Origin of the sequence: Acinetobacter sp. TYF_19 (genome assembly GCF_043105125.1) — a bacterium.
In the GTDB taxonomy this organism is placed as follows: Bacteria; Pseudomonadota; Gammaproteobacteria; order Pseudomonadales; family Moraxellaceae; genus Acinetobacter; species Acinetobacter johnsonii.
Genome location: NZ_JBICLH010000085.1, coordinates 86,838 through 108,461 on the forward strand (window position 1 = coordinate 86,838; position 21,624 = coordinate 108,461).

Genomic DNA, 21,624 nt, shown 5'->3' on the forward strand with positions numbered 1-21,624 from the left:
TAGTTTTTTAACTTAAGGGAATTTGGGTCACTGGCGCTGCAACAGGAACACCTTGTTCAGCGGCTTGTTTTAGTTGAATGCCTTTGGCGAGCTTATACGACTCTTCCACATGGGTTTCCGCAATTTTTTTCATCACGACATAACCCAAGCTGGCCGCAATCATTTGTCCACCTAAGGGAATAAATTTAGTGACTTGTTTGGTAATGAATTTGGCTGCCATGTTATTGATGGATTTTTTCACGGCTGTACGTGCGACCACCAGTCCAGAGAACTCCACACCACGTTTACGCAGTTCTGACCAATGTATTTGCTTAGTTTCTGGGTCGTAGACACTGACTTGCTCAGGGGTTAAACCAAAGCGGGCGTTAACTTCAGGAATCAACTGCGACAATATGCCCACATCAATCACCACATCAAGGAAAGGGACTGGAATAACCGCTGCACCTGCGGAAAAATAGGCGCGCTTTTTGACTAAATCCAAACACTCTTCACGGATTTGTTCTAAATTTAAAGAGGGATCAATTTTTTCTGGAATATGCTCTAATTTCATTTTCTAAATCCTAAAATATCCTGATTCACATTGATTCTAGTTTTGCTTAAAGTACGTATTTTAAAGCAAATTTTAAATAGAAATATGTCATCAAAGTGACATAGACAGAACCAGAAGTATAGTCAATAATCTGTGTACTTTTGTAGATTTTTCATAAGATGGTTATTTGAGAGGAAACATGGCGATACACGTAATACAAAGTCAGCGTATTGATGTTCTGTTGCAGGCCATGCAAAAAACCGTCTTTAAACCAGCTAAAAATGCCTTTCAAGTGTTGCAAGCACAGCACTTTATTGTACCTTCACCTGCGGTTGAGGCTTGGCTAACACAAAAGTTGGCGGAGCAGCAGGGCATCAGTGCCAACACGCAGTTTCATCATCGTATTCGTGGTTTTCAATGGGCGGCTTATCAGTGGGTTTTGGTCGATCAAAAAGACGAAGTCCGTAAAGCGAATATTCCGCGATTGATTATTAAATGGCGTGTCTTTCAAGCCTTAAAAGAATTTATACAAGCTGAGCTGAATCCTTTAGAGGTTGCCCATCCGTTGTATCCGATTATTCAGCGGATCTATGCTAGTGCTGACCGTTTGCAACAGGGTATTGATAAACAGCTGAAAAAACAAAGCATGTTGTATTGGGTCGCGGAGCAGGTTTCACGGCTGTTTAGTTTTTATATGGATTATCGTGGGCATTGCACCAAAGGCTGTCCACCGCAAAGTTGTCGTTGCCAGACCAATTGGTTACAAGCGTGGGGCAAAAACCAGCCGCTCGATTTAGAGCAGATGTTTTTTAAAACTCACCAAGAACTCAGTGCTTTTCAGCTCAATCAAGCGCATGAGCTGGAAGCGTGGCAGCGTTGGCTCTGGCAAGTGGTGTTCCATGCTGACTTTGAACAAATTCAGCGTATTGATACTGCATTTTGGGGCTTACTCGATCAAGCCGAGACCCGAGATGCTGCACTGAAAAAATTGCCTGCGCAGTTGGTGGTATTTACGGTTTTAGATTTACCGCCAAAACAATTGGAGTTTTTACATCGATTGGGGCAATATCTCGAGATCTTTATTTTTCACTATAACCCTTCACAAGAATACTGGGCGGACAGTGTCGATCCCAACTGGAAAGCGCGTTATGACGCACGGGTGAAGCAGCGTTTTATTGAAAAACATCCAAATGCCAATGATGCAGAGATTCAACAGTTTTTTGATGAGTTTACCCTCAATTTTAATGCAGAAACCCGAGAGTCTCGCCATCCTTTACTGACCCGATTTGGTAAACAGGCACGGGACCATTTCTCTTTACTTTCCAATCTTTCTTCAGGTGAAGATGGCGTATGGGCCGATGTCTTTGTTGATGAATATCCAGAAACTTTACTTGGTAAAATTCAGTCTGATGTCCTGTATTTGGTAGAACCTACGCAGCATCAGTATGCTTTGGCTGAACAAGATGATTCGATACAGATCCATGTCTGTCACTCCAGCCTTAGACAGCTTGAAGTCCTCAAAGATCAACTGACGCATTGGTTGGCTCAGGGCACGGCTGAAGTACCGCGACGTCCAAGTGATATTTTAGTGTTGACGCCCAGTTTGACTGAGCTAGAACCTTTTATTCGCAGTGTTTTTGCGCCGCCTCCGCATGAGCGTGAAGCTTTGCAAAAGGGTCACCAACTGAGTAAAGACAGTATTTATTTGCCAATTAAGCTGGCAGGCGTGACTCAACTTGATGCCTTAAATGCATGGCGAGCTGTGTTGGGACGGATGGTCTTGGTGCGGGGGCGTTTGAGTATTGAGGACTTTGCCGATTGGCTCAGTTTAAATGCAACGCAGCAACGTTATGGCTTAGACATGAATATGATTGAGCGGATGACGGAGCTGTTGATCAACGCAGGCTTTAAACGTGGATTGGATGCCGAGCATTTAAAACGCAGTTTGGCCGAAGGGGATGAAGACTATCGTTATAGTCTGAAGTTTGCTTTAGATCGTTTGGCTTTAGGCGTCGCTGTCCCAGAGCATGTGCTGTTCCATGAGACCTTGAGTTATGCCCAAGTACAGTCGAGTGATTTTGAGTTGATTGGTGTTTTAATTAAAATTTATCAGGATTTCAAACACCGTTCCGAGTGGATGATCGCGCATGAAACTGGACAACGGACAACTGCGGAAACTTGGCTGAATCGTTTGATGGAAGATATTCGCGAGTTCGAAGCTGCGGGTGTCGAGTCTTTGGCCGCAGTGTATAAGATGGTCAAAAAACAAGAACGTATGCTGACCTTGGCGAGTTATTATGACGAACACGATCATCATGCATTGCGCAGTTTAAGTTTACCTTTGCCTTATGTATTAGAAGAAATCCAAAAGACCTTAGAGGCGCAACTGGACTATGCAGAACCCACGGGACAGATCACATTTAGTGAAATTGGCCAGATTCGACCTGTGCCGTATAAGTTGATCGTGATGTTGGGCTTGGATAGTGGCAAGTTTCCCAACCGCAGTGCGCATTTGCCTTTTGACCTGATGGATTTACTGAAGCCACAACTGGGAGACCGTTCCCGTTTGGAAGATGATCAAGGGGCTTTTCTAGATGCGTTGTTGTTGGCACAAGAGAACTTATGGTTATTTTATAATGGCTTTGATATCAACGATGGTGAAGTCCGTGATCCGTCTACGGTATTGCAAGAACTGATTCAGCATATGGCCTTTATTGTTCAGCCTGACACACAGACCAAGAGTGCCGGCGCAACGGTTGATCAGCATGGTGTGACTGTCCCTGCACAGTTGGCATCGCTGTATCATGTTCATCCTTTATTGCCTTTTGATCCGCGTGGTTTTGAATCTGAGCACAGTATTCGTTTTCAAGATCAATGGTTTCAGGTCGCGAAACAATTGCAACATGCATCAGGACAACGGAGTAGTTGGGTCAACACGCCTTATCCAAAATTAGAGCAAGATATTCAAGTTCTTGATAGTCAGCAGTGGATTCAAGACATCACTTTCCCTGCAAGGCTGTATCTTAAGACTTTAGGCGTGGAAAACTTAAAACCAGAAGAGATTCCTGCAACGCAAGAACCGTTACTCCTCGATGGTTTAGGACGTTATGCCATCCGTCATTTTTTACAACAACATGAAGCAGAAGCGGATGCCAATCTTCTGATGGATCAACTGCCGATTGGTAAAGTTCAAGATGGGGTCTGGCAAATGAGCGTGCTTGAGCAGCAGCGCTTGCTGACACGTTTACAACGTTATGCACCTGAAGCCACAGCCACGACCCAACAAGTCTGGAAGGTGAGTGAGCATTTACAGATCAATGTTACTTTAGCCAAATACAGTGCTGAAAAATGGGTCAGTGTAGAAGCATCCAGTGCCAGAGCAAAGCGCCGTGCCAAAGTTTGGTTGGAGTATTTACTGTGGCTGGCTTATGTCAATTTGGGTGAGGGTGGACAGCAATATCAACGCATCGTGGTGTTTAGTGACCGGACCATTTTATGTACTGGCGTGAGTTCAAAGCAGGCGCGTGAATGGCTCAAACCTTGGTTGAAAGCATGGGAGTATGCACAAACTCAGCCTTTGGTTTTACCTGCGGCCTTGTTACTGAAAATTGCAGAAAAAGATAAAACGCATGAATGGCAACTGAATGATCAGGAACAGATGGTGATCGCGGACATGGACGCCATTTATAAAGTGTGGGAAGAAGATGGTCGCTTTAGTGGTTTTTCAATGACTGAAAACGAAGCCAATAAAGCACACCGCGACTGGCAGTTTATTTTACAAGAGCAGGATGCCAAAGCATTACTTGCCCATGCCTGCGAGCAGTTTTCTTATGAACTATATCATCCGATTTTTTTGCATCAGCAAAGCCTTGAGGACTAAGTCATGACAGCACAGTCTCAGGTCACCACATCGAACATGTCTTATCAACCCATTGCCGATATGAGCTTTCAGGGCTTGCATTGGATTGAAGCTTCAGCAGGCACAGGCAAGACTTTTACCTTATCCAGTTTGATGGTACGCATTTTTCTCGGGGCCTATTTGCCGAATCAGGTTATTGCAACCACCTTCACCCGTGCTGCTGCTGCGGAACTGAAAAGTCGCGTTCGGGCACGTTTGATTGAAACTTTACGTTATTTTGAAGGTTGTCAGAGTCTGACCGAGCGAGAAATACAGGCTAAAATAGCGGTTGAACAAGATCCGCTTTTTATCAAGGTGCTCACGGACTACGCACAGCGGGTCGGTTTTGCCCAAGAGCGTTTGAAGTTGGTGATTGACCAGTTAGATGAGTTATTTGTCGGGACACTGGACAGTTTTAGTCAAAAGTTACTGCGTGAGTTTTCTTTTGAAAGTGGCAAGATTGAGCGTGCAGATATTACCGATGATGCGCAGAGTTATACTCAGCAGCTTATTCATGATGTATTGCGTGAGTGGATTCAGGCACAGCCACAGCCTGTGGTGAATTATTTATTAATGAGTCAGCAGCTTAAATCTGTCGAAAATTTTATACCGTTAGTCAACGATACTTTGAATTTTGCCTCAGCAAGTATGGTTGAGGTGCAGTCGCCTAATTTAAAAATAGATGCTTTTGAAAAACATCTTTCATATTTAACTCAAATAAATGAGCAGGATATTGAGAAACTATCCGAATACTATTTGGAAGATGGGCAATATTTTGACTTAATTAATAAAAAAGCATTTTCTAAGGGTAAATTTACAAAGATATTTAGAGAAAGTCTGCCTCAGGTTATCTCAAGTTTAAAAGTGTATGGAAAAGAGAGTTTTTTCAGTCAATCAATTCAAAAAAATATACTAGAAGTACAATCAATTTTTCTGGATTCAAAAGGTAATTATCGAGAAACAATTTTTAAAAAATGTGATCAATCTGTTGTTGATGGATTTTATAACGATCAGCTAACGAAGATTTTATATGAGTTAGTTAATGCGAAACTTGATTTGGAGAGTCAGTTAAAAGCCTATAGTACTTATGTTAGCTATTACCTAAGCTCCGAGGTGAAAAAGCGATTACCACAAGTCTTACAGCAAAAGAGTGAAACGACTTTTTCTCAGCAAATCCGTACCTTGTCAGAAGCCTTACAGGGTGAACAAGGCCGGCGCTTTGCTCAGTTTGTACAAGCACGCTATCCACTCATTTTAGTGGATGAGTTTCAAGACACCAACCAAGACCAAGATGATATGTTGGCGCGGATTTGGCGTGATGCACAGCGCTATCATCAAGGCTGTATGATTATGGTCGGTGACCCAAAACAAGCTATTTATGGCTTTCGTGGGGGGGACATGCTGACCTATAACAAGGCACGTTTAGATGTTTTGGCAAAGCAAGGTCGGCAGTATAGTTTGAAATATAATCATCGTTCTGTGCAAAAGTTGGTACAGGTGGTGGATGCTTTATTTCAACGCCAACAGGACTTTGGTGAGCAGGTCTATTACCAGCCTGTAGAGGCAGGGACTCGACCACATCCTGCTTTGGTCGATGTGCAGGGTGAAAACCATGTACCGCTGCGTTGGCTGTTACTTGAAGATAAAAAAAATGAAGCTCAACAAGTGGCATGGAAAATTCGTGATTTAATCAACCAAGGCATTCAACAGCAACTCTATGTGGCAAATGATCCGCTACAGTTTATAGGGGCAAATGATATCGCGGTGTTGTCGAAAAACCATGATGGCTTGGACAAAGTTCAGTTTGAACTAGAGCGTTTGGGAATTTTGGTCAACCGTCCGTCTAAACGCAGTGTGTTTGAAAGTCAGGTCGCGAAAGATGTCGGTGCGTTATTGACCGCAATGATGCATCCTTTTGATGAAGCCAAAGTTCGCCGTGCGCTTTTGAGCCGGCTGTTGGCGATTGATTTAAAACAGTTACTAGAACTGGAAAAGCAAGCCAACGGTTTAAGCCAGTTTATGGCGGATTTTGATGACATCCGTGACATGTGGATCAATAAAGGCTTTTTAAGTGCATGGCAGTACGCTTTAAACCTGTTTAAAGTGTGGAAAAACTTGGTGGCTTACCAAAGCCGAGACAACGAACGGACTGTGGTTAATCTTCGACATTTGACTGAGTTGTTGAGCCAACATAGTGAGCAGTTCCAAGGCGCGCAGAAACTGTATCATTGGTATCTCAAACAGTTACATTTGCCTGCGGAACGTGAGTGGGAGTTGGAACGCAAACTCTCCAATGCCACAGGCGTACAGCTGATGACTATTCATCAGTCCAAAGGTCTAGAGTTTAAAATTGTGTTCTTGCTGGGTGCCGACAAAGACTTTAAGGAAATGAATAAAACCTTAAACTTTTCAACACTGGAACAGATCAATCCGACGACAGGGCAGAGCGAGTTACAGCGCATCGTGGCAGTAAATGATGCCAATCTGTTAGACCCAACCGCAATTGATCAACACAATGAGCGAGCCGAAGCGGAACAGCATCGCTTATGGTACGTCGCACTGACCCGTGCGAGCCACCGCGTGTATGCCTTGCTGCAAGATCAGGAATATAAATCAAATACGGCATTGGCGTTTTGGCGTGGTCAAGCCGGTAATCTGTTTGAGCATCCTGCCAGTGGTGATGAGGTACTGCTGACTGAAAAGCCGATTCGTTTACAACTAGACGAGCAGCAAGAGATCATTCAGTTACAAGCTTTGGCTTTTCCTGAACAGCGTTTTTATCCACGTTCCAAAACCAGTTTTAGTGCGTTGGCACAGCATTTGAGTCGCAAAGAGGCAATGGATGCCTTAGCGGTTTTGAGCGAGAAAGTGGGTAGTGCGGATGACGAGATTAATCATCCTGTGCTTGAAGATGTGGAGCTGAGTCAGCCTTTGGCGTGGATTAAACGGCAGTTTCCAATGGGGACGACTGCGGGAACCTTCCTGCACGAAATTTTCGAGCATATTGATTTTCAGGACTCGGGTGACTGGGGACTGGAAATTCATCGTCGTTTTAAAAATGATAGTCCCTTACTGTGGCAAGAGTTATTGGGCAAATATCAAAATGAGTTTGGACAGGATGATGAAACTCAATTGGTGCTGTGGATGCAAGCGTGGTTAGCTGATGTACTAGAAACGCCTTTGCATGCAGGTTTTCAGTTGAAGCAACTGAAAGCCGATGAACACTTGGCTGAGTTTCCTTTTTATTTGTCATTGTCCGATCATGTGCTGGCGATTAAACGCATACAGGCATTGTTTCAAGAGTATGGGATTGATCTGCTCGACTTAAATGAAGCCAATTCTGCTCGTTATCTGACAGGTTCGATAGACTTGGTTTATTTTGATGGTCAGCGTTATCACATCGCCGATTATAAAAGTAACTTTTTAGGGGCGGATCAGCAGAGCTATAATCATGACGCAATCGAATTGAATATGTCACATGCCAGTTATTGGTTGCAGGCGGGTCTGTATTTGGTGGCTTTGCATCGCTATTTAAAAGTGAATTTGCTGGACTATGACATTGAAGAACATCTGGGACAGGCGAGTTATCTTTATTTGAGAGGGATGAATGGGCAGCCCAATCAAGGCGTATTAAGTTGGCGTGCTAGCCCCGAGTTTATTTTAAGATTAGATGCCATCTTGGGTCATTTTGCTGAGGATACTTCTACTGAAAATCATGTAGGCAAAACTTCTGAATTAAGTGAAATTAGTCAATCATAAACAAAGAATTAAGTTGTGGATAACTTTGAGGATAACCGTGTGGAAAATGTTCATAAAGCCAGTATTGATCAGGCTGCCGTGGTAGACACATGGTTAACGCGTTGGAGTCAGTTTATTCAGCAGTCACCGCTGAGTAAAACAGGGGTCACTGAAGCACGTAGTGAAATGATTCAACAGGTTCTTGAAGCCATGCTACGCGGTGAGAGTTGTATCTCGGTTGCAGCTGAAGCCCTCACAGTCTTAGATGATTTGGTGATGGATGAACAGCAGGCACAGCAACAAAAAGCGCCGTTTGTTTACGATCAGCAGCAATTATATCTGTATCGTTATTGGGCTTTAGAGCAGTCTTTGGCCGAGCAAGTAGCACGGTTAAAATTGCAAAATTTAACGCAAGTGGATATTTCAGCTTATGCTCATTTACTAGAAGATCCACACCAAAAACAGGCTTTGGCTATGGTGGCTGAGCAGGCGCTCGCGATCATTACAGGTGGTCCGGGCACAGGGAAAACCTATACCTTGGCGCGTATTATTGCGGTGCTCAAGCAAAGTTTACCTGATATTCGTATTGCGATGGCTGCACCGACAGGTAAGGCGGCGCAGCGCATGAAAGAAGCCCTGCAAAACTCTTTTCAGGATGAAAAGTTACAAGACTTAGTTACCCCAGATTTGAAAAACTTAAACCCTGTGACGCTACATCGCCTTTTGGGGCTTGGGAATACGCAGCAACCGCGTTTTCATAGCAGACAACCTTTACCTTATGATGTGATTGTCGTTGATGAAGCATCCATGCTGGATTTAAATTTGGCACAGATGCTCTTTGCTGCCATGCCGAATCAAGCTCGTTTGATTTTATTGGGAGATGCCGATCAGTTGGCTTCGGTCGATGTCGGCTCTGTACTCGCCGATCTACAACAGGTTCCAGCTTTGGCTGAAAATAGAGTCAATTTGGTCAATAGCCGTCGTTTCAAATCAGATGCACGGATTGGAAAGTTGGCACAATTTATTCAGCAGCAATCTTGTTTTGACTTAATGACGCATCCTGCTGAAAAACAGAGCGTATTGCACACTTTTCAACAGCAAGTTGTACATGCCATGACGTTGAAGGCGGTTGAGTTGGATCAGGTCAAGGTCGATTATTTACAACTCGAATTGTTGCCCGAGCAGGCTTTATCTGTAGAGCAGTTACAGCATTATTATGATCTGCTGATGCTCGGCTTTCAGGGCTATGTCGAGGCTTTAAAGCAATATCAGCAAAATCCTAATGATTCTCTCGTGCCCAAAGTGATTCAACATTTTGATGATTACCGTATTTTAGCCGCCATACGCCATGGCCATTTCGGCTTAAAACAGCTCAATCTGCAAATCGAGCAGCGCCTATTGGAACAATTAAAACAAATCAAACAAGGCGAATGGTACTTGGGCCGTCCAGTGATGATGACCTATAACGACTATCAATTGGGGGTGTCGAATGGCGATATTGGGCTGTGTTTACAGCGCGTTCAACAAGGCAAGTTGCAATTTGATGTGTATTTCCCTAGTCTGGATAAATGGGTAGCTGCAACACGATTACCCAAAAATATTGAAACAGCTTTTGCACTGACCATTCACAAATCTCAAGGCTCTGAGTTCACTCATACCGCGGTGGTGTTGGATCGGCAGGCTGAAAAATTACTCAGTAAGGAGTTGATTTATACCGCAATTACGCGGGCGAAAAAAGTGGTCAGTTTACTGGTCGATGCCGATGCATTCGTACATGCTATGGTGACTCGAACCACCCGAGAAAGTGGTCTATCAAGAAAAATTAATCAACAAATTCAATTGTGAAGATTTAATAAACAAATAGGAGCTTTGTACGAAATGGCTTACAGAGATTCAGGAGATTTGCGCATAGAGCTTTGCTGAGGATTTTGAGAAGATGGCTTCACATAAAGAGCTCAACACGGAATGTTGAGTATAATCGCAAAAAGATAATAATAACGTCAGTAGACAGCGAACTTACAGTGAAGTAGGTGAAAGAGGAAACTTACAGCCGCTAAGCCTTGTAGTTTTGGGAGAGACTACAAGGCTTTTTTATATCTGATAAATTGGCAAAATGTGACAAAAAATAGTCATTCATTCCTCGAAGCATAAAATACAGTCATAGATTAAATATTGAAGAGACACTGTCTCAGTATTGCACGGCTTATGCTTTTTTAAATTTAGTTCTTATGCATTTAAGTGATTGTTTTTGATTTATTAAATTTTTACTATTGCATTTTTTTAGAGAGGTTTAGGTTGAATAATGGAGAAAATTAGGAGTTTGTGTAAGCAATCGCTTACATGAAGATGAGTGAAATACGACTTTTTTCTTCTGTGTGATGTGGCAAAATCTGTCACATAAGGATGTAAATGATTAAACATGGAATGTTTAATACAAGACGCGGAAAAGCGCATTATTATAATGATAACCAAAACAACAAGAACAAAAATAAAAGAACACTACAGCGCAAAAAAGCCCAAGTTTACTTGGGCTTTTTTTTATGCTCAGACTAAGTCTGTTTCGCTTCGATCGGTTGCAAATAATGAGCGACGTTGGTGCTTTAAGATTTTGGGACAATGCTTCGAGATTTGATAAAGCGTTTTCGCTAAAGCAGGTAAGTGGGTCCCGACGACAGATTTTCCTGTGGTTAATAGCGATACGCTAATATCACGTTCTGGATCGGCCCAGCAGAGAATATTGGAAAACCCGAGATGTCCAAAGGCTTGCCCAGTCATGGGTCCAAATAACCCAATAGGATTACTCCCTAACATTGGGCCTAAGGCATAACGCATCGGGACTAATAATGTCCGATCTAAACTAACTCCTGACGTGGCCAAGGTCGAGCGAAATACCGTTTGGGCACTCATGATTTGTTTGCCTTGGTATTCGCCACCACTCAAGAGCATTTCAAAGAAACGTCCAGCTTGTTCCGCACTGGTATAAATGTTGCCCGCTGGGCAAATCGTGTCCATAAAGCGCGCATCATTGGTCACATCGACCGCCAACTGTAAACCACCACCCAGTACCCGATTAAGATAATGGTCTGTGCCTAAACGTGGATGTAGACCTGTGGCATAGTTTAAAGCGGCATCCGCTCGATACTCAGGTTTTAAACCATAGTTAAAGTAATCTAAGCCCATGGGTTTTTCGATATTTTCAGCAAGAAACTCGCGGGCTGTTTGACCCGTTACCCGCTTGATAATTTCCCCTAAAATATAACCCGACGTCACGGCATGATACGCCAGATGCGTGCCCGAAGCTGAAACGGGTTGTGCCGCATAAAGACGTTCTAAAATTTGATCTTGATTAAACAACAGTTCAGGTGTGACTTTGCTGTCAATGCGTGGAATGCCACCACGATGAGCGAGCAAATGGAAAATGGTGGCACGACGTTTACCGTTTACGCCATATTCGGGAATATAGTGGCTAATCGGATCGAGTAAATTCAGATAGCCGCCTTCATCCAACATATGAATCAGCATGGCTGTAACGATTTTAGAGGCGGAAAATAAGCAAACTGGGGTGTCGGGTGTGCCAATTTTTGCATCTACCGCTAAACCATCGGGTGAATTGCCTTGCGCATAACCAATGCTGCGGTTTAACAATATTTGTCCCTGACGACGTAAACAGAGGCTGATGAAAGGGTAGTTTCCTGTTTTATATAGGGACTCTATACTGGTCCAAATGCTTTGAATTTGTGCGTCATTCATGCCACCCAAGGTAGCGGAGACCTCATCCTTAGAACGAATCACGTGGTTGAGGTCATGGGGGACATAACAGGTATTGGCAGATAAAATTTTCACAAATTTCTCTCTATTTTTCGTTTTTATTGGATTTGAGTCTGATACTGAAAATCAGAATTGTCATGATTGTGCATGATTTGTGCAAAGCCGTCAGTTGCCGAATTGACTGCGAACATAAAACATTTTTGCAATATAGCGCTAGATCCCTTAAAATAATGCTTTGCTGTAGTGATGCACGGCAGTCAACTTGGTTTTGAAGAATCAATTTGATTTGTATCAAATGTAACTTATAAGCATCTCGGAGAAATCGAATGGCTTTAACAAACGCAGATCGCGCAGAGATCATTGCTAAATTTGCTCGTGCTGAAAACGACACTGGTTCACCAGAAGTTCAAGTAGCTCTTTTAACTGCTCAAATCAATGATTTACAAGGTCACTTCAAAGAGCACAAACACGACCACCATAGCCGTCGCGGTCTTATCCGTATGGTTAACCAACGTCGTAAGCTTCTTGATTACCTTAAAGGTAAAGACGCTACTCGTTACAGCGACTTGATTGCTGCTTTAGGTTTACGTCGTTAATTCGATTAAACTTTTATTTTCGGACTATCGCATTTTGAATGCTTTATTACTGAAAAAGAAAGTCTACCTTGCTTCTGTGAGGTAATGGGGAAGGGGCGAATGTTTCGCTCCTTCTTTGTGTCTTAAAATCATATTTTTAGTCTCTGGTGAGGTCGGCTTCTAAGCTTTGTCATTTATACAGTTGCCTGAAATGGCAATGTGAATGCCAAACCTTAGGGGTCTCCACTAGAATAAAAATCAGGAAAGAAAAATACATGTCTATGTTTAATATTATTCGTAAAGAATTCCAATATGGTCAACACACGGTTGTTTTAGAAACGGGTCGTGTTGCTCGTCAAGCGAACACTGTTGTGATCACCATGGGTGGTGTACAGGTTCTTGTTGCAATCGTTGCTCAACCAAAAGCAAAAGCAGGCCAAGACTTCTTCCCGTTGACTGTTAACTACCAAGAAAAACAATATGCTGCAGGTCGTATTCCAGGTGGTTACGGTAAGCGTGAAGGTCGTCAGTCTGAAGCTGAAACTTTAATTTCACGTCTTATTGATCGTCCAATCCGCCCATTGTTCCCAGAAGGTTTCTACAACGAAATCCAAGTAACAGCGACTGTTATTTCTTCTGACAAAACTATGGAAGGCGATATCGCTGCAATGTTGGGCGCTTCAGCTGCGATGTCTATTGCTGGTGTTCCATTTGCAGGCCCAATCGCAGGCGCACGTGTTGGTTTAATCAACGGCGAATACATCCTTAACCCAACTTTAGAACAGCTTAAGGAATCTGATCTTGACCTTGTGGTTGCAGGTACTGAAGCTGCTGTATTGATGGTTGAATCTGAAGCGAAAGAGCTTTCTGAAGACCAAATGTTAGGCGCTGTACTTTTCGGTCATGACGAAATGCAAATCGCAATTCAAGCGATTAAAGAATTTGCTGCAGCTGCGGGCGCAGTTGAATCTACTTGGGTTGCGCCAGTTAAAAACGAAGAACTTCTTGGTAAATTGAAAGAAGCATTCGAAGCGAAAATCTCTGAAGCATACACAATTGCTGTTAAGCAAGAGCGTTATGCAGCATTAGATGCGCTTCACGCTGAAGCTGTTGCTCAGTTTGTTCCTGAAGAAGATGAAACTGGTATTGCTGCTGAAGTTGACGAATTATTCGAAGACCTTAAATACCGTACGGTACGTGACAACATCTTGTCTGGTAAACCACGTATTGATGGTCGTGACACCAAAACAGTTCGTGCCATTGATGTTCAAGTTGGCGTGTTAGACCGTGCACACGGTTCTGCATTGTTCACACGTGGTGAAACTCAGGCATTGGTAACAACGACTTTAGGTAATACACGTGATGCGTTGATGGTTGATACCCTTGCAGGTACGAAAACTGACAACTTCATGTTGCACTACAACTTCCCTGCGTACTCTGTAGGTGAAACGGGTCGTGAATCTGGTCCTAAGCGTCGTGAAATCGGTCATGGTCGTTTGGCGCGTCGTGGTGTTCAAGCGGTTCTTCCTGCGGCTGACCGCTTCCCGTACGTGATTCGTATCGTATCGGATATTACTGAATCAAACGGTTCATCTTCAATGGCTTCGGTATGTGGTGCTTCATTATCACTTATGGATGCAGGTGTTCCATTGAAAGCGCCAGTTGCAGGTATTGCAATGGGTCTAGTGAAAGAAGGCGAGCGTTTCGCAGTTCTTTCTGACATCTTGGGTGACGAAGATCACTTAGGTGACATGGACTTTAAAGTAGCTGGTTCTGCGAACGGTATTACCGCGCTTCAAATGGATATCAAGATTGAAGGTATCACTGAAGAGATCATGGAAGCGGCATTGAACCAAGCATATGCGGGTCGTATGCATATCTTGAACGAGATGAACCAAGTGATTTCACGCGCTCGCCCTGAAATTTCAATGCATGCACCGACATTCCAAGTGATCAACATCAACCCAGATAAGATCCGTGATGTAATCGGTAAAGGTGGTGCGACCATCCGTGCTATTACTGAAGAAACCAAAGCTGCAATTGATATTGAAGACAACGGTACTGTTCGTGTATTTGGTGAAACTAAAGCTGCTGCTGCTGCTGCGGTTGCAAAAATCCAAGCACTTACTGCTGAAATTGAACCAGGTACGATTTACGTTGGTAAAGTCATTCGTATCGTTGAATTCGGTGCGTTTGTCAACATTCTTCCAGGTACTGATGGCTTACTTCACATTTCACAAATCTCGAACGAGCGTATTGCAAACGTGGCAGATGTGCTGAAAGAAGGTCAAGAAATTAAGGTACAAGTTGCGGATGTAGACAACCGTGGCCGTATCAAATTGACGATGAAAGACATCGAACAAGTTTAATCTCTTGTCAATTCCCATGGTGTTTGCCATGTGAATTGAGTTGTCTTAGAAAAGCCTTGAGCTTGGCCAATTTAAACTTTGGCTTGCTCAGGGCTTTTTTTATGGCATCATGCTGGCTAAGACAGACAATAATAAATGAGATATGCAAAGCTATTATTTCTATCAACATCCCACCGCGCAGCATACTTATGTGCAGAAACAGCCAATTGCAGAGCAGGAAGCTGAGTTTATTTGGGTGGAGTGTAGCCGTGACGATGTGGTCAATCGGGCAGAACATTGGCAGCAGGACATTTATGCGGCAACGGGACTGTGGATGAATGAATATCATCTGCGCGATATTCTCAATTTAGAACACCCTTGTGCCTTTGACACTTTGGAAGATTATGACTTGCTGATCTTTCGTAAGCTGATCACACCTGATGATCAAATCAAGCTTGATACTCAAGCGGCTGAAAAACATGAACGGGTTTTTGGTCTGGCGACGACCCCGATTAGCTTTATGCTCACGCCGCAAGTCTTGATTACGGTTAGAGAGCAGGGTAATAAAGAGGTTGAAAGCTATATTCAGCGTATGGAAACGGTGTTGAGCCGTCCGATTGAAGAGCATAATAAACCACGAAAACTACCCGCAACGCCTTTAGATTTGACCTTGAGACTGCTCAATAACATGGTAGATGGTTATCTCGATTTACGTGTGCCGTTGACACGTCGAGTAGAGTTTTGGCAGCAAGAGCTTTTACAAGGGCATCGTCGTTTTACCAAGTGGCATCAACTGTTACAAGAGAATATGGCTTTCCAACAAGTGGAAAATTTGTGCGAAGAACAAATCGAGACTTTGCAGGAATTACGCGATGAAATTGTCGATAATTATTCGCACTTGAAAGGGAAAAAGCGTAGCGAAAAACAAGATATCATGCTGGTACGTGTCGATGATTTAACCAGCCATATTGAACGAATTCAGAAGCATACCATTCGCTTGAGAAATGCAGTCCAAGCAGCCATTGATCTACATTTTTCAGCGATTGCCAATCAAACCAATGAAAACATGCGGATTTTAGCCATTATTACCGCGATTTTTGCGCCGCTGACTTTGTTGACAGGGGTGTATGGTATGAACTTTGAATTTATTCCGGGGCTGAAGTCTCCAACAGGGTTTTGGATCATGTTGGGTATCATGTTAATGACGACATTGATTCTGCTGTATTATTTTTATCGACGTCATTTGGTCGGGCGTGGCGAAAAAAGTGTCATTGATATGTTGGCACAGCAGCATGCGGATCAACATATGAATTTGTTTTGGTTTATCGATTATGAGCCGATCAAGCAAACCGTGAAGGGCACCATCAAAGATTTAGAGAAAATCACCAAATTAAAATAATTCGGTGATTTTCCGCATAGACCATTAAAGCAAATGGGCTTTAAGGTGTTTCTTTACATGCTGACGCTATCCTTGTTCAATTTATTATTCGGATATATGGGCGTCGCAGGGAGATTTAATTTAAGAAGTTTTTAACTGGGCTCCTTTTAAAATCCGGTAAAGCTGATCTTTAATGAACAACTTTTTGCGTTTGAGGGGCTCAATCTCTCCACGATGAATCCTGACAGGGTCTTGTTCGAGTAAACAAATTTCCTGATCGAGAGCTTCATGGTCGTCAAACATTTTAGAAAAATGCGGATTGTCTTCTCTAAGCTGTTGAATCATGTCGCGGTATTCAGGAAACATGAGCTTAGTCTTTTTATTACAAACTTTGAGTTTCATGGTTGCCGTCTAATCCTCTTATTCAAAAATAAAAAAAAGAAAGAAAGGCATGCGCCAATCTTTCTTTATAGAACTAGTGTTGAGTCGTTTGAACTGGGTCAGTGAGATGTAAATGTTTTACTTCACGACGAAGTTTTTGAACTTCCTCAATCAAATCCAGCATCATTGCGACTGCAGTAAAGCTGGCATCAAAGTCACGTTGTAAGCGATAGGCTCGCCGTGCACGTGAGACATCATCACCAAAAAACTGGTGAATACGGTTATCGGGTCGGTTAGGTAGAATGTCATATTCTAACAGCTGTAAAACCCACTCCGGACTTTGTCCGCAAGCTTCAGCAAAATGCTTTAAATCAAAGCTATGTTGTTCATCAACAATTTCAGCATGTCGACATCCGTCTAAAATAATTTCACGATAATGAATAGTCGTCATAATTTTCTCCTTAAGACTGACGCGGCTTGAAGTGAGGAAAGGCTTCAGCAAAGGCTTGGTAAGCCTGTTGCTCTTGCTCACTTTGCGCAGGAGGTTGAACAATGTTTAAAATTAAATATAAATGTCCTGCCGTTTTGGCTGGAATCCCCTGATCTTTTAAACGGAGTTGCTGCCCCGTTTTGGCATTTTTCGGAATTTGAATTTGTAATGTCCGACCATTGGGTAGCGCGGTGGTGATGCTTTGCCCCAAAGCGGCCTCCCAAGGACTAATGTTGAGTTGGTGATAGACATCAACCCCTTCAACGCGTGTGGTCTCCGTATCTTTGTAATAAATTTCGATATACAGGTCGCCATTTTCACCACCCTGAATACCTGACTGTCCTTGACCACTTAAGCGAATTTGTTGCCCTTCTTTCATGCCTTTGGGGATTTTAACTTCCAGCGTTTTGCGCTGAATTTCTGCTTCACCATAAGCATTTAAAGTGGGAATCTGTAAGGTAATGGTTTGGGTGGTACCGTGGAATCCAACCTCAAGATCGACCTCTAAACGCGCATGTTGGTCTTCGCCTTTATGGCGTGTGCTATTTTGGCGTTGATATTGATAGTTTGATCCTCCAAAACCTGAACCAAAACGGCCAAATAAGTCTTCAAATCCTGAAAAATCATGTGCCTGTTGCCCACCTTGGGCATTCCGAAATGCATCTTCAAAACCGCCAAAGCCTGCATTGGGGTTGAATTGCTGTGAGCCTTGCGGATGATCGAGTTCAAAGTCATATTCTGCTTTTTTCGTTTCATCACTTAAGGTGTCATAGGCGACATTCAATTCTTGCATACGTGCTTCAGCATCAGGCTCCTTACTGACATCGGGATGATACTTACGTGCCAATTTTCGATAGGCTTTTTTAATTTGTTCGGCGGTCGCATCTCGCGTTAAACCGAGTATTTCATAATGGTTCTTCGGCATAAATAAGATTAAATAAATTGATTAAGTTTCAATCATTATTCAGCCTTTCAGCAGATTTCAACAGTAAAGATATGTTCCTTATTGTTTCAAAACATGACAAGAAAAAAGCCCCGATGAAAGGGGCTTTGATGGATGAGGGATACTTAGTATTTGACCCATGTGATGTTGCGCCCACCGCCATTTTCGGTCGAAGTTCCTCGAATTCGTAAATGCTTACCATTGTTGCTGAGTCGTGCATATGCGTCATAACGTAGCCCTGTGAAAGGGTCGAGGAACTGTTCATGGCTATAGGTCGAATCTTTGGCATTGTCTAACTGCAAATGGCTGAGCGTTGTCATGCCGACGATGGGTTGATTTTTATTGACCCCATCACACTTGCTACAGTTTTCTATTTTTACCGCACCTGGAATTTCACGCGTACTTACGATGACTGCTTTATAGCTATTGTTTTTGTCTTTTTCAATCATGACGTCACTGAGAGAGTATCCTGTTTTATCATCGATAGTTTTCCATTTTCCGACCAAAGGATCAGTTGCTGCAAAACTGGAGAAGGCACATAAACTGCTGAGTACGAAAAGACTGCAAGAAAATTTCATGATGATAAAACCCCAATGGAAGAGAAAAATAAAGACATATAAAAATTATGGGTTTATTTATAACGAAATTTAAGCGGTGTGACCAGTGAAATATCTATGAATAAAAGTGATGAATCATTTGAATTATCTTATTTTTATGAGAACAAAGGCATAAAAAAAGAGCAATTTAGTTGCTCTTTTTTTATTGCACATGACGCGCTTAGCTTAAGTGTTCACCAAATAAACCCAAGGCTTCTTCTGCACTAAAGCTATATTGCGTGTTACAGAACTGGCAGTCCATGGTAATCGGGTTTTGATGTTCTAGCGTTTCACGAACGGCTTCAGCGCCAATTTGTTCAAGCGCTTGAGCACAACGTTCTTTCGAACAGGTACAGCCAAATTTCAGTACTTCAACTTCAGGTAAGCGTACTTCTTCTTCGTTGTATAAACGGTAAAGAATTTCACTGGATTCTAAATCGGTTAACTCTTCGATTTTGAGCGTTTCAGTCAACATGGTCAGACGTGGCCATAAGTCTTGATCAACACGTTCTTGTTCCTCTTCACTGTTACGTGGTAACAGCTGAATAAGTAAACCGCCAGCACGCTGGGCTGAACTGGCCAAAACGATACGTGTTGGAATTTGGGCAGACAGGTCATAGTACTGCATTAAACAACCCGCAAGATTTGGCTTGTCTAAAGCCACAATCCCTTGATAACGCTCACCAAATTCGGGCTCAATATTAATAAATAGTACAGGGCTAATGAGGGTGCTCAATACCGTACTGCTGCTGTCGGCAGTATTAAAGCGAGGATCTGCTTCATAATCCGCCAAGGCACGTACTTCACCAAGGTGATTACATTCAGCCATGGCCCATTTGAAACTACCTGAAGCCTGAATTTGTAAACTAATACGGCCTTTAATTTTTAAAGTACTGGCAAGTAATGCCGTGGCACTGAGCATTTCACCTAACAGTACTTGGACCGCAGGTGCATAATCACGCTGCGCCAAGATGGTTTGTAGGGTTTCTTCTAGATGAACCACTTCACCACGAACAGGACTATCTTCAATATAAAAGCGTTGACGCAAATCAGACATAAATTTCTCCAATATCCTGTCTTAATGGTGACGATATTGTAAAACACAAGTCATTTTACTTCATCCCGTGTTACATCTATTCGGTCATGTTGTAACTCACGCTGTAGGTCAACCCCCACAGGGCTTTGGCGCAATTGGGTATCACTTTCAAACAGATGTTCTAATTCGGCTAAAGCGTTACGATGTGTTTCATACACTTTCTGCTCATCGTTATAAATGCTTTGCTGCTGTGCGAGCAGTTTTTCATCATAATCTCGAAATAACTCAATGCTCTTATAAGCATCAGCTTCAGCAATTCCGAGATTGCGCAGGGCAAAATAGGCCATCCCTAAAGACGATAAATAGGTTTCACGCCAAATATGCTCCACCCCCAAGTCACGCAGCAAATGCACATGATGTCGATCCCGTGCCCGCACCAGCAAGTTTAAGTCTGGATAATTGAGTCGAATATGGCGTGCCACATTCATGGAGTCTTCAATATCATCAATGGCTAGCACAAACACTTTGGCATGCTCGATACCGGCTGCACGCAGGATATCGGGTTGAGTGGCATCACCATAGTAGAGTTTACCGCCATAGTTGCGAACGAAATCAACCTTGTCGATATTGCTGTCAATCGCCGTGAAGGTTTGGTGCTGTAAGTGAACCAGCCGTGCCACAATTTGTCCGACACGGCCAAAGCCAGCAATGATCATCGGGTTATGCTGTTCAGGAATATCATCATAGATAGGTGTAGCCTCTTTCTCGAATAGAGGCACCACCCACGAACTCATCAGCCAGTATAGAATAGGCGTCAGAATCATCGACAACGTCACGATCAAATTGATCGGCTCTAAAATGGCCTGCGTAATCTCGTGTTCACTCATGGCAACATTGAGCACCACAAAAGCAAACTCACCGCCTTGTGCCAAACAGGTTGCCAGCATCAAACTATTGCGCCATGAAAACTCGAAGTAGCGAGCGATGGCGGTTAAGGCCAGCAGTTTGACCAACATCAGCAATAACGCACCGCCAATAATCAGGCTTGGGCTTTCCCACAGGAGCGAAATTTGCGTACTCATCCCGACGGTCATGAAAAATAGACCGAGAAGTAGACCTTTAAATGGTGCAATACTGGCTTCCAGTTCATGACGGAATTCAGAGTCAGCAAGTAACACCCCAGTTAAAAATGCGCCCAAGGTGGTACTGATGCCTAAGACATCCATCAGCGCGACCACGCCTAAGACAATAAACAAACCGACTGCAGTAATCAGCTCATGCGCGCCACTTTTGGCCACAAAGCGGAAAAAAGGGCGCATGAGATAGCGACTAAATAAAAATAAGCCTGTAAAGGTGGCCACAATTGCTGCAAAGTAGGCAATGCCATGATGGGTTGAGTTTGTTCCCGCAAGCAGGGGGATAATCGCAATCAGCGGAATCGCAGCGATATCTTGAAAGAGTAAAATGGAAAAGGACTGCTGACCAAAAGTGGTATTGAGCTGCTGTTTTTCGCTGAGCAGTTGCAACACAAATGCGGTGGAGGAGAGGGCAAGGGCAAAACCAATCACAACACTGGCCGCAATCTGTTGCTGCAGGGCAAAAAAGACGATGCACGCCAGTAGCACGCCACAGAGCATCACTTGTAAACTGCCCATCACAAAAATGGATTTACGCATTTCCCATAAACGTTGCGGGCGAAGTTCGAGTCCAATAATGAACATCAAGAAAATCACGCCGTACTCAGCGAGTTTATGAATGTCTTCAGGGTCATGGACGACATTGAATACACTGGGACCGAGTAAGATACCCGTGAATAAATAGCCGAGTACCGTGGCAATCCCTAGCCGTTTGGCCAACGGAACGATCATCAGTGCCGCAGCCAAAAAAAGGGTGATTTGAAGCAGTAGAGACATTGCCCTGTCCTAAATTTTTTTCTTTATGTTG

General features: G+C 43.2%; 14 protein-coding genes. 6 read left to right on the top strand and 8 right to left on the bottom strand.

Going from position 1 to position 21,624, the window contains the following annotated elements; translation table 11 throughout:
* Positions 1-7 precede the first annotated feature (7 nt).
* Positions 8-550, bottom strand: a complete 543-nt coding sequence (locus tag ACF8FD_RS14560; protein ID WP_131229881.1) for a hypothetical protein — start codon at positions 548-550, stop codon at positions 8-10.
* 178 nt (positions 551-728) lie between these two features.
* Between ACF8FD_RS14560 and ACF8FD_RS14565 the strand changes: the two genes are divergently transcribed.
* The 3 genes from ACF8FD_RS14565 to recD are packed head-to-tail and all read left to right on the top strand — an operon-like array spanning position 729 to position 10,010.
* Positions 729-4,409 carry an exodeoxyribonuclease V subunit gamma gene (locus tag ACF8FD_RS14565; RefSeq protein ID WP_281963774.1) on the top strand — a complete coding sequence of 1,227 codons (3,681 nt, stop codon included), beginning with the start codon at positions 729-731 and terminating at the stop codon, positions 4,407-4,409.
* A gap of 3 nt (positions 4,410-4,412) precedes the next feature.
* Positions 4,413-8,186 (top strand): UvrD-helicase domain-containing protein, encoded by a 3,774-nt coding sequence (locus tag ACF8FD_RS14570; protein WP_392453531.1) that lies wholly within the window; start codon positions 4,413-4,415, stop codon positions 8,184-8,186.
* A 39-nt stretch (positions 8,187-8,225) separates the two neighbouring features.
* Entirely contained in the window at positions 8,226-10,010 is a 1,785-nt protein-coding gene (gene recD / locus ACF8FD_RS14575) for an exodeoxyribonuclease V subunit alpha (protein WP_392453532.1), read from the top strand.
* A 699-nt stretch (positions 10,011-10,709) separates the two neighbouring features.
* Here the strand turns inward: recD and ACF8FD_RS14580 are convergent.
* A complete protein-coding gene (locus tag ACF8FD_RS14580) occupies positions 10,710-12,008 on the bottom strand; it encodes a serine hydrolase (RefSeq protein ID WP_262470065.1) in 1,299 nt (432 codons plus the stop codon).
* A gap of 251 nt (positions 12,009-12,259) precedes the next feature.
* Here ACF8FD_RS14580 and rpsO point away from each other — a divergent pair, with 251 nt between their 5' ends.
* The 3 genes from rpsO to ACF8FD_RS14595 all read left to right on the top strand — a co-directional run bounded on the left by rpsO (position 12,260) and on the right by ACF8FD_RS14595 (position 16,255).
* Positions 12,260-12,529: a 30S ribosomal protein S15 gene (gene rpsO / locus ACF8FD_RS14585; protein ID WP_004692669.1), complete on the top strand. Its 270-nt coding sequence runs from the start codon at positions 12,260-12,262 to the stop codon at positions 12,527-12,529.
* Between the two features lie 260 nt (positions 12,530-12,789).
* A complete protein-coding gene (gene pnp, locus ACF8FD_RS14590; RefSeq protein WP_171056729.1) occupies positions 12,790-14,877 on the top strand; it encodes a polyribonucleotide nucleotidyltransferase in 2,088 nt (695 codons plus the stop codon).
* Between the two features lie 142 nt (positions 14,878-15,019).
* Positions 15,020-16,255: a magnesium transporter CorA family protein gene (locus tag ACF8FD_RS14595; protein ID WP_004978806.1), complete on the top strand. Its 1,236-nt coding sequence runs from the start codon at positions 15,020-15,022 to the stop codon at positions 16,253-16,255.
* 120 nt (positions 16,256-16,375) lie between these two features.
* Here the strand turns inward: ACF8FD_RS14595 and ACF8FD_RS14600 are convergent, their stop codons facing one another.
* The 6 genes from ACF8FD_RS14600 to ACF8FD_RS14625 all read right to left on the bottom strand — a co-directional run bounded on the left by ACF8FD_RS14600 (position 16,376) and on the right by ACF8FD_RS14625 (position 21,593).
* The gene (locus ACF8FD_RS14600) at positions 16,376-16,636 is read right to left on the bottom strand and encodes a YdcH family protein (protein ID WP_004692664.1); all 261 of its coding nucleotides are present in this window, start codon (positions 16,634-16,636) and stop codon (positions 16,376-16,378) included.
* A 73-nt stretch (positions 16,637-16,709) separates the two neighbouring features.
* Entirely contained in the window at positions 16,710-17,066 is a 357-nt protein-coding gene (locus ACF8FD_RS14605) for a chaperone modulator CbpM (RefSeq protein WP_058868814.1), read from the bottom strand.
* 10 nt (positions 17,067-17,076) lie between these two features.
* The gene (locus ACF8FD_RS14610) at positions 17,077-18,030 is read right to left on the bottom strand and encodes a DnaJ C-terminal domain-containing protein (protein WP_058868815.1); all 954 of its coding nucleotides are present in this window, start codon (positions 18,028-18,030) and stop codon (positions 17,077-17,079) included.
* A gap of 143 nt (positions 18,031-18,173) precedes the next feature.
* Positions 18,174-18,626 (bottom strand): DUF2147 domain-containing protein, encoded by a 453-nt coding sequence (locus tag ACF8FD_RS14615; protein ID WP_058868816.1) that lies wholly within the window; start codon positions 18,624-18,626, stop codon positions 18,174-18,176.
* A 199-nt stretch (positions 18,627-18,825) separates the two neighbouring features.
* On the bottom strand, positions 18,826-19,701 hold the full coding sequence (locus tag ACF8FD_RS14620; RefSeq protein ID WP_281963776.1) for an Hsp33 family molecular chaperone HslO: 876 nt from the start codon (positions 19,699-19,701) through the stop codon (positions 18,826-18,828).
* Between the two features lie 50 nt (positions 19,702-19,751).
* Entirely contained in the window at positions 19,752-21,593 is a 1,842-nt protein-coding gene (locus tag ACF8FD_RS14625) for a monovalent cation:proton antiporter-2 (CPA2) family protein (RefSeq protein ID WP_281963777.1), read from the bottom strand.
* Positions 21,594-21,624 lie beyond the last annotated feature (31 nt).

Bases quoted from the DNA above. Each gene is read 5' to 3' on its own strand.
- ACF8FD_RS14620 (WP_281963776.1), bottom strand. From the start codon at position 19,701: ATGTCTGATTTGCGTCAACGCTTTTATATTGAAGATAGTCCTGTTCGT.
- ACF8FD_RS14560 (WP_131229881.1), bottom strand. From the start codon at position 550: ATGAAATTAGAGCATATTCCAGAAAAAATTGATCCCTCTTTAAATTTA.
- ACF8FD_RS14565 (WP_281963774.1), top strand. From the start codon at position 729: ATGGCGATACACGTAATACAAAGTCAGCGTATTGATGTTCTGTTGCAG.
- ACF8FD_RS14570 (WP_392453531.1), top strand. From the start codon at position 4,413: ATGACAGCACAGTCTCAGGTCACCACATCGAACATGTCTTATCAACCC.
- ACF8FD_RS14625 (WP_281963777.1), bottom strand. From the start codon at position 21,593: ATGTCTCTACTGCTTCAAATCACCCTTTTTTTGGCTGCGGCACTGATG.
- ACF8FD_RS14610 (WP_058868815.1), bottom strand. From the start codon at position 18,030: ATGCCGAAGAACCATTATGAAATACTCGGTTTAACGCGAGATGCGACC.
- ACF8FD_RS14600 (WP_004692664.1), bottom strand. From the start codon at position 16,636: ATGAAACTCAAAGTTTGTAATAAAAAGACTAAGCTCATGTTTCCTGAA.
- ACF8FD_RS14615 (WP_058868816.1), bottom strand. From the start codon at position 18,626: ATGAAATTTTCTTGCAGTCTTTTCGTACTCAGCAGTTTATGTGCCTTC.
- ACF8FD_RS14595 (WP_004978806.1), top strand. From the start codon at position 15,020: ATGCAAAGCTATTATTTCTATCAACATCCCACCGCGCAGCATACTTAT.
- pnp (WP_171056729.1), top strand. From the start codon at position 12,790: ATGTTTAATATTATTCGTAAAGAATTCCAATATGGTCAACACACGGTT.
- rpsO (WP_004692669.1), top strand. From the start codon at position 12,260: ATGGCTTTAACAAACGCAGATCGCGCAGAGATCATTGCTAAATTTGCT.
- ACF8FD_RS14605 (WP_058868814.1), bottom strand. From the start codon at position 17,066: ATGACGACTATTCATTATCGTGAAATTATTTTAGACGGATGTCGACAT.